This window comes from Rubricella aquisinus (assembly GCF_014199445.1).
GTDB classification, from domain to species: Bacteria; Pseudomonadota; Alphaproteobacteria; order Rhodobacterales; family Rhodobacteraceae; genus Rubricella; species Rubricella aquisinus.
This window is the reverse complement of sequence record NZ_JACIJS010000012.1, coordinates 65894-72633: the sequence shown is the minus strand read 5'-3', so window position 1 is coordinate 72633 and position 6740 is coordinate 65894. Positions and strand designations below refer to the sequence as shown.

The window sequence follows — 6740 nt, the reverse complement described above, 5'->3', positions numbered from 1 at the left end:
GAAATGGTGATGCCGGGCGACAACCTGAAGTTCAACGTCGAGCTGATCGCCCCGATCGCGATGGAAGAGAAGCTGCGCTTCGCCATCCGCGAAGGTGGCCGCACCGTCGGCGCGGGCGTCGTCTCCAAAATCATCGAGTAATCCTCGACGGTTTGAATAATTCCTCGGCCGGGGATACGCCCCGGCCGTTTCCTTCAACCTCGTGATCCGTGAGGCGACCAAATGAACGGTCAAAATATACGCATCCGGCTTAAGGCGTTCGATTATCGCGTCTTGGATGCAAGCACGCGCGAAATCGTAAACACGGCAAAGCGCACCGGCGCCAATGTCCGTGGCCCGATCCCGCTGCCCAACAAGATCGAGAAATTCACGGTTTTGCGTGGCCCGCATATCGACAAGAAGTCTCGTGAACAGTTCGAAATCCGCACGCATAAGCGCCTGCTGGATATCGTTGACCCCACACCGCAAACCGTGGACGCGCTGATGAAGCTCGACCTCGCGGCCGGTGTGGACGTTGAAATCAAGCTCTGAGGAGGCGTGAACCAATGCGTTCCGGAGTTATCGCAAAGAAGCTGGGCATGACCCGGCTGTTCATGGAAGACGGAAAGCAGATCCCTGTGACCGTCCTCCAAATGGAAAACCTGCAGGTGGTCGCACAGCGCACCGCTGATCGGGACGGCTACACCGCCGTTCAGCTTGGCGCGGGCAACGTAAAGGCCAAGAACGTGACCAAGCCGATGCGCGGCCATTTCGCTGTGGCGAAGGTGGAACCGAAGCGCAAGCTGGCCGAATTCCGCGTGTCTGCCGAGAACATGATCGACGTGGGTGAGGAAATCACCGCCGATCATTACTTCCCGGGTCAGTATGTGGATGTGGCAGGCACATCGATCGGTAAAGGCTTTGCTGGCGCGATGAAGCGGCACAATTTCGGGGGCCTGCGGGCATCCCACGGTGTGTCCATCTCTCACCGTTCGCACGGCTCCACCGGTCAGTGTCAGGATCCCGGCAAGGTGTTCAAGGGCAAGAAGATGGCGGGGCACATGGGTGCTGCGCGCGTCACCACCCAGAACCTTGAAGTGGTCAAGACCGACAGCGAGCGTGGCCTGATCATGGTCAAGGGCGCTGTTCCTGGCTCCAAAGGTGGTTGGGTGACGATCAAGGACGCGGTGAAAAAGCCGCTGCCCGAGAACGTGATCCTGCCGGCCGCATTGCGGTCCGCAGCTGAGGAAGCAAAGCGTCTTGCTGAGGAAGCTGCCGCACAGGCCGCCGCCGAAGCAGAAGCCGCCGCAGCCGCAGCCGCCGCTGAAGAGCAGGCCGCGATTGAGGCCGCAGAAGCCGAAGCAGCCGCAGAAGCACCTGCTGATGCTCCTGAAGGGGGTGAAGAGAAATGAAACTCGATGTAGTCAATCTTGACGCCTCCAAAGCCGGGTCCATTGACCTTGCCGATGAGGTATTCGGGCTGGAGCCGCGCGCGGACATCCTGCACCGTGTTGTCCGCTGGCAGCGGGCACGCGCGCAGGCCGGTACGCACTCGGTGAAAACGCGGACGGAAGTCAGCTACTCCACCAAGAAGATCTATCGCCAAAAGGGCACCGGCGGCGCACGCCACGGCTCCCGCAAGGCGCCGATCTTCCGCAAGGGTGGCGTGTATAAGGGCCCTACCCCGCGCAGCCACGCTCATGACCTGCCGAAGAAGGTGCGCGCGCTTGGCCTCAAGCACGCTCTCTCTGCCAAGGCAGGCGCAGGCGATCTGATCGTGATCGACAATGCAGCGCTGGATCAGGCAAAGACCAAGGTCCTTGCGGCACATCTGGCAAAGCTCGGCCTTGGCCGTGTTCTGATCATCGACGGGCCGGAGCTGAACGAAAACTTCGCGATGGCCGCGGCCAATATCGCGGGCGTGGATCTGTTGCCGAGCGTTGGCGCGAATGTCTATGACATCCTGCGTCGCGAAAAGCTCGTGCTGACGAAATCCGCTGTCGAAGCGCTGGAGGCGCGGCTGAAATGAGCGTGAAACCAGAACTCTACGACGTGATCCGCAAGCCGCTGATCACCGAAAAATCCACTCTGGCATCCGAAGCGAATGCCGTGGTGTTTGAAGTCGCCATCGACGCGAACAAGCCGACCATCAAAGAGGCGGTTGAGGCATTGTTCAACGTCAAGGTGAAGGCCGTGAACACGACCGTCACCAAGGGCAAGGTTAAGCGTTTCCGCGGTCGCCCCGGCCGCCGCAAGGACGTGAAGAAAGCCTATGTCACCCTCGAAGAGGGCAACATGATCGACGTGACCACCGGCCTTTAAGCCACGGTCTTTCGACAGGTATTGAGACGCCCCGCACTAATGCGGGGCGTTTTCATTTCGTGTCTAGACCGAAAAACGCAAGATGGGTAAAGACGTCTATGAGCTGCTCTTGGGTTATTCCAAGTTCTTCTGTCTCTGATGCGAAGGCATCGACCCGAATACGATGGAAATGCTCCACGATAGTATTATCCTCGATGTCCCGAACTATGGCTATGACCTCCCCCATATAGTTGGGCTCCTTCAGGCGCCCGCAATGGATTGAGATGACCCCGCTCTCGGACAGTGGGGTGCTGAAATCGGGATTAACAAACACATCGGCGCAGTTTTTGGTGTAAGTCGCGATGTTTGGCACCGTTATCGGGGTGTTGCGCGCTGTAGGGGAATACCGGACCGTCACCCCGAACTTCTCCCGATAATCGCCAAAGACACCATCTGCAGCAATGGCTTCGGTTGTGATCACGGCAATCCCATCTGCATCGAATTGGAATACGGTCTGTAACTCGCGTCCCAATCCCCTGCTTGCTGAGAGATCCCATGGGATACTCTCCGTAGTCACGGTCACTTTCGGCGTCTCTAAAGCCAAACCTATATCGCGGAACGAAATATGCATTTCCGGTTCGACGCCAAGCAGGTCTTCCGGACTTGTGTCAGATTGATGTGCTGCTACCGTCGATGCGGAAAAAAACAGACAAAGCACACCAGAAAATGACCTTAATCGATCCATAACCCATTCCTTTTGGTTATTCTTTTGAGACATGGAGGATAGCCAAAAACCCGCCCCGCACGATTGCGGGGCGTTTTTATTTTGGGAGGACCTGCAGGGCGCCCAGGGATCGGATGGTGGTGACGATCTCGTCCATGGTGACACCCAATTCATCCCGATCAGGCCGGAAGGTCGGCACCCGGATGTGATGGTAATTCTTCACCAGAACGTCGCCTGTCATCATCATCGTAAAGAAGGCGACTTCGCCGCGATTTGGCTCTGCTTTCTCCTGCCCGCAGAAGAAGGAGATCATCCGCACATTCGGCGGCGTCGTGCGCGATTGCTGGTAGACAAGATGATCGCAGGCGTTCTCATAATTTGCCACCAAACCGCCGAGATACCCGTCAAGCTCACCATCCAGCGGATGCTCAATCGTCACGGCAAAAAGCTGTGACCAATCGTCAAAACTCTCTCCCTTTGGGATTGCCTCGCGGATCAGGTAGTGCCGCCCTTGGGCCGTCACTCCCTCGTCTGCGTAGGTTTCGCTCGATTGGCTCAAATCGCCGCCCTGATGCCATGTCGGCTTGTTCATCAGCACGAACACGCGGTCGGTTTCGACCCTAAGTAGGTCATCCATACCCGTGTTCGAATTCTGTGCTGTTACTGACGATGCGGACGTAAAAAGCAGACAAAGCGCCCCACCTAAGATACTTAATCTGTCCATAAATCATTCCTTTTTGGATATATGTTTCAAAACAAAGTTGTAGCGAAAAACCCGTCCGGCACAACCGGCGAAAAAGGCGGTGAAATCTACCCCTTGCGCCCTTGACCGCTCCCCGCCCCCTTAGTAACAGGTGCCATCGTTATGGCCCCGGATTCGTCCGGGGCTTTGATATTGTTCGCAAGAACACAAGGCGGGGCTGCAATACGCCTCATTCGTGCAAACCGGGTTCGCCCGGAATGACCAAACGGAAGACAGTAAGATGGCATTGAAGTCGTATAAACCGACAACGCCTGGCCAGCGCGGGCTGGTTCTGATCGACCGTTCGGAGCTTTGGAAAGGTCGCCCAGTCAAACGCCTCACCGAGGGTTTGACGAAAAACGGCGGCCGGAACAACACCGGACGGATCACCATGCGTCGCAAAGGCGGCGGCGCGAAGCGTCTTTACCGGATCGTTGATTTCAAACGGAACAAGTTTGATATGGCGGCCGTGGTAGAGCGGATCGAATACGATCCCAACCGGACGGCGTTCATCGCTCTGGTTAAGTACGAAGATGGCGAGCAGGCCTATATCCTTGCTCCGCAGCGTCTGGCCGTGGGTGACAGCGTGATCGCTGGCGCAAAGGTCGACGTGAAGCCCGGCAACGCAATGCCCTTCACCGGCATGCCGATCGGCACCATTGTCCACAACGTAGAGATGAAGCCGGGCAAGGGCGGGCAGATCGCACGCGCAGCCGGCACCTATGCTCAGTTCGTGGGCCGTGACGGTGGCTACGCTCAGATCCGCCTGTCCTCGGGCGAATTGCGCATGGTCCGTCAGGAATGCATCGCAACCGTTGGTGCCGTGTCCAACCCGGACAACTCCAACCAGAACTTTGGTAAGGCAGGTCGCAACCGTCACAAGGGCATTCGTCCGTCTGTGCGTGGTGTTGTGATGAACCCGGTCGATCACCCGCATGGTGGTGGTGAAGGCCGGACCTCCGGTGGTCGTCACCCAGTGACGCCATGGGGCAAGCCGACCAAAGGCGCACGCACCCGGTCGAACAAAACGACCGATAAATTCATCATCCGTTCGCGCCACGCGAAGAAGAAGTAAGGAGGCCTGAAGGCATGTCACGCTCTGTTTGGAAGGGCCCCTTCGTCGACTCTTATGTCTTGAAAAAGGCAGAGAAAGCGCGCGAATCGGGCCGTAGCGATGTGATCAAGATCTGGTCGCGCCGCTCCACGATCCTGCCGCAGTTCGTCGGACTGACGTTCGGCGTCTACAACGGCAAAAAGCATATCCCGGTCAGTGTGACCGAGGAAATGATCGGCCAGAAATTCGGTGAATACTCCCCGACGCGGACCTATTACGGCCACGCCGCGGACAAAAAAGCGAAGCGGAGATAAGCGATGGGTCAGTCTAAAAACCCCAGCCGCCGCGCTGACAACGAAGCGATGGCGATTTCGAAAATGCTGCGCACCAGCCCGCAGAAGCTCAACCTCGTTGCGGCCATGATTCGCAACAAGCCGGTTGATAAGGCGCTGTCCGATCTGACCTTCTCCAAGAAGCGGATCGCACAGGACGTCAAAAAGACGCTTCAGTCGGCCATTGCGAATGCTGAGAACAATCACGGCCTTGATGTGGACGAGCTGATCGTCTCTGAGGCTTTTGTCGGTAAAAACCTGGTCATGAAGCGCGGTCGCCCGCGGGCGCGTGGTCGCTTTGGTAAGATCCTGAAGCCGTTCAGCCAGGTGACGATCAAGGTGCGTCAGGTAAGCACCGAAGAGGAGACTGCCTGATGGGTCACAAGGTTAATCCAATCGGCCTGCGTTTGCAGATCAACCGGACATGGGACAGCCGCTGGTATGCGGATGGCGAAGAGTACGGCAAACTGCTTCACGAAGATCTCGCCATTCGCGAGCATGTGAAAAAGCGCGTTGGTCAGGCGGGCATTTCCCGCATCATCATCGAGCGTCCGCACCGCAAGTGCCGGGTGACGATCCACGCAGCACGCCCCGGCGTGATCATCGGCAAGAAAGGCGCAGATATCGAAACCCTGCGCAAGGAATTGTCCAAGATCACGGCAAGCGAGCTGCACCTCAACATCGTCGAAGTGCGCAAGCCCGATGTCGACGCAGCCCTGGTTGCAGAAAACATCGCGCAGCAGCTTGAGCGTCGTGTGTCCTTCCGTCGTGCGATGAAGCGCGCGGTTCAGAACGCGATGCGCATGGGTGCGCTTGGTATCCGTATCAACGTCGCCGGCCGTCTTGGCGGGGCAGAGATCGCACGGACCGAGTGGTATCGTGAGGGCCGGGTTCCGCTGCACACGCTGCGCGCGGATATCGACTACGCCCACGCCGAAGGCTCCACCGCTTACGGCATCATCGGTATCAAGGTTTGGATCTTCAAAGGGGAAATCATGGAAAATGATCCCCAAGCCCATGATCGCCGTATGCAGGAACTTCAAGAAGGAGGGGGCGGGCGGCCTAGCCGCTAAGACCCTCTGAGGAGATGAGCCATGCTTCAGCCGAAGCGCACTAAATTCCGCAAAATGCACAAAGGCCGTATTCACGGTCAGGCAAAAGGCGGTACCGACCTTAACTTCGGGTCTTTCGGTCTTAAGGCCGTCGAGCCCGAGCGGATCACGGCACGCCAGATCGAAGCGGCACGCCGGGCCATGACGCGTCACATGAAACGTCAGGGCCGTGTTTGGATCCGTATCTTCCCCGACCTGCCGGTCACGGCAAAACCCATCGAAGTTCGTATGGGTAAAGGTAAGGGGTCTATCGACCGCTGGACCGCCAAGGTTAAGCCGGGCCGTGTCATGTTTGAGATTGACGGCGTAGGCGAATCCGTGGCAAAGGAAGCGCTCCGTCTGGCAGCGATGAAGCTGCCAGTGAAGTGCCGGGTCGTCCAGCGCGAGGATTGGTGAGTGTAGTCCCTCGAATTTCGGTTCGGGGGAGACCGCTTGCCGGTTTGTGTTTTGGAAAAGCGTCGGGGTCCATCGGACCCCGGTAGCTTCTGAACGAAAG

At 57.8% G+C, this 6740-nt stretch carries 12 protein-coding genes; 10 read left to right on the top strand and 2 right to left on the bottom strand.

What is annotated here, in order from left to right; all coding sequences use genetic code 11:
* The 5 genes from FHS89_RS15635 to FHS89_RS15615 all read left to right on the top strand — a co-directional run.
* A partial coding sequence (locus FHS89_RS15635; RefSeq protein WP_484592927.1) for an EF-Tu C-terminal domain-related protein occupies positions 1-141 on the top strand: 141 nt, incomplete at its 5' end.
* Between the two features lie 81 nt (positions 142-222).
* Positions 223-531 (top strand): 30S ribosomal protein S10, encoded by a 309-nt coding sequence (rpsJ, locus tag FHS89_RS15630; protein ID WP_184013062.1) that lies wholly within the window; start codon positions 223-225, stop codon positions 529-531.
* A gap of 14 nt (positions 532-545) precedes the next feature.
* Positions 546-1391 (top strand): 50S ribosomal protein L3, encoded by an 846-nt coding sequence (gene rplC, locus FHS89_RS15625; protein ID WP_184013061.1) that lies wholly within the window; start codon positions 546-548, stop codon positions 1389-1391.
* Positions 1388-2008, top strand: coding sequence for a 50S ribosomal protein L4 (gene rplD / locus FHS89_RS15620; RefSeq protein ID WP_184013060.1), 621 nt, complete (start codon positions 1388-1390; stop codon positions 2006-2008). Before rplC ends, rplD begins: the two co-directional genes overlap by 4 nt.
* Entirely contained in the window at positions 2005-2301 is a 297-nt protein-coding gene (locus FHS89_RS15615; RefSeq protein ID WP_184013059.1) for a 50S ribosomal protein L23, read from the top strand. Before rplD ends, FHS89_RS15615 begins: the two co-directional genes overlap by 4 nt.
* 52 nt (positions 2302-2353) lie before the next feature.
* Here the strand turns inward: FHS89_RS15615 and FHS89_RS15610 are convergent, their stop codons facing one another.
* Together FHS89_RS15610 and FHS89_RS15605 are read right to left on the bottom strand one after the other, a co-directional pair.
* A complete protein-coding gene (locus FHS89_RS15610) occupies positions 2354-3025 on the bottom strand; it encodes a hypothetical protein (protein ID WP_184013058.1) in 672 nt (223 codons plus the stop codon).
* 76 nt (positions 3026-3101) lie between these two features.
* Positions 3102-3641: a hypothetical protein gene (locus FHS89_RS15605; RefSeq protein ID WP_184013057.1), complete on the bottom strand. Its 540-nt coding sequence runs from the start codon at positions 3639-3641 to the stop codon at positions 3102-3104.
* Between the two features lie 346 nt (positions 3642-3987).
* Between FHS89_RS15605 and rplB the strand changes: the two genes are divergently transcribed.
* Genes rplB through rplP form a run of 5 tightly spaced genes read left to right on the top strand, consistent with a single transcriptional unit; the run spans position 3988 to position 6640 of the window.
* Positions 3988-4821, top strand: a complete 834-nt coding sequence (gene rplB / locus FHS89_RS15600; RefSeq protein ID WP_184013056.1) for a 50S ribosomal protein L2 — start codon at positions 3988-3990, stop codon at positions 4819-4821.
* Between the two features lie 14 nt (positions 4822-4835).
* The gene (gene rpsS / locus FHS89_RS15595) at positions 4836-5114 is read left to right on the top strand and encodes a 30S ribosomal protein S19 (protein ID WP_184013055.1); all 279 of its coding nucleotides are present in this window, start codon (positions 4836-4838) and stop codon (positions 5112-5114) included.
* A 3-nt stretch (positions 5115-5117) separates the two neighbouring features.
* Positions 5118-5507 (top strand): 50S ribosomal protein L22, encoded by a 390-nt coding sequence (rplV, locus tag FHS89_RS15590; protein WP_184013054.1) that lies wholly within the window; start codon positions 5118-5120, stop codon positions 5505-5507.
* Entirely contained in the window at positions 5507-6205 is a 699-nt protein-coding gene (rpsC, locus tag FHS89_RS15585; RefSeq protein ID WP_184013053.1) for a 30S ribosomal protein S3, read from the top strand. The genes rplV and rpsC overlap by 1 nt, the downstream gene beginning before the upstream one ends.
* Before the next feature lie 21 nt (positions 6206-6226).
* Positions 6227-6640 (top strand): 50S ribosomal protein L16, encoded by a 414-nt coding sequence (gene rplP, locus FHS89_RS15580; protein WP_184013052.1) that lies wholly within the window; start codon positions 6227-6229, stop codon positions 6638-6640.
* Positions 6641-6740: the final 100 nt, after the last annotated feature.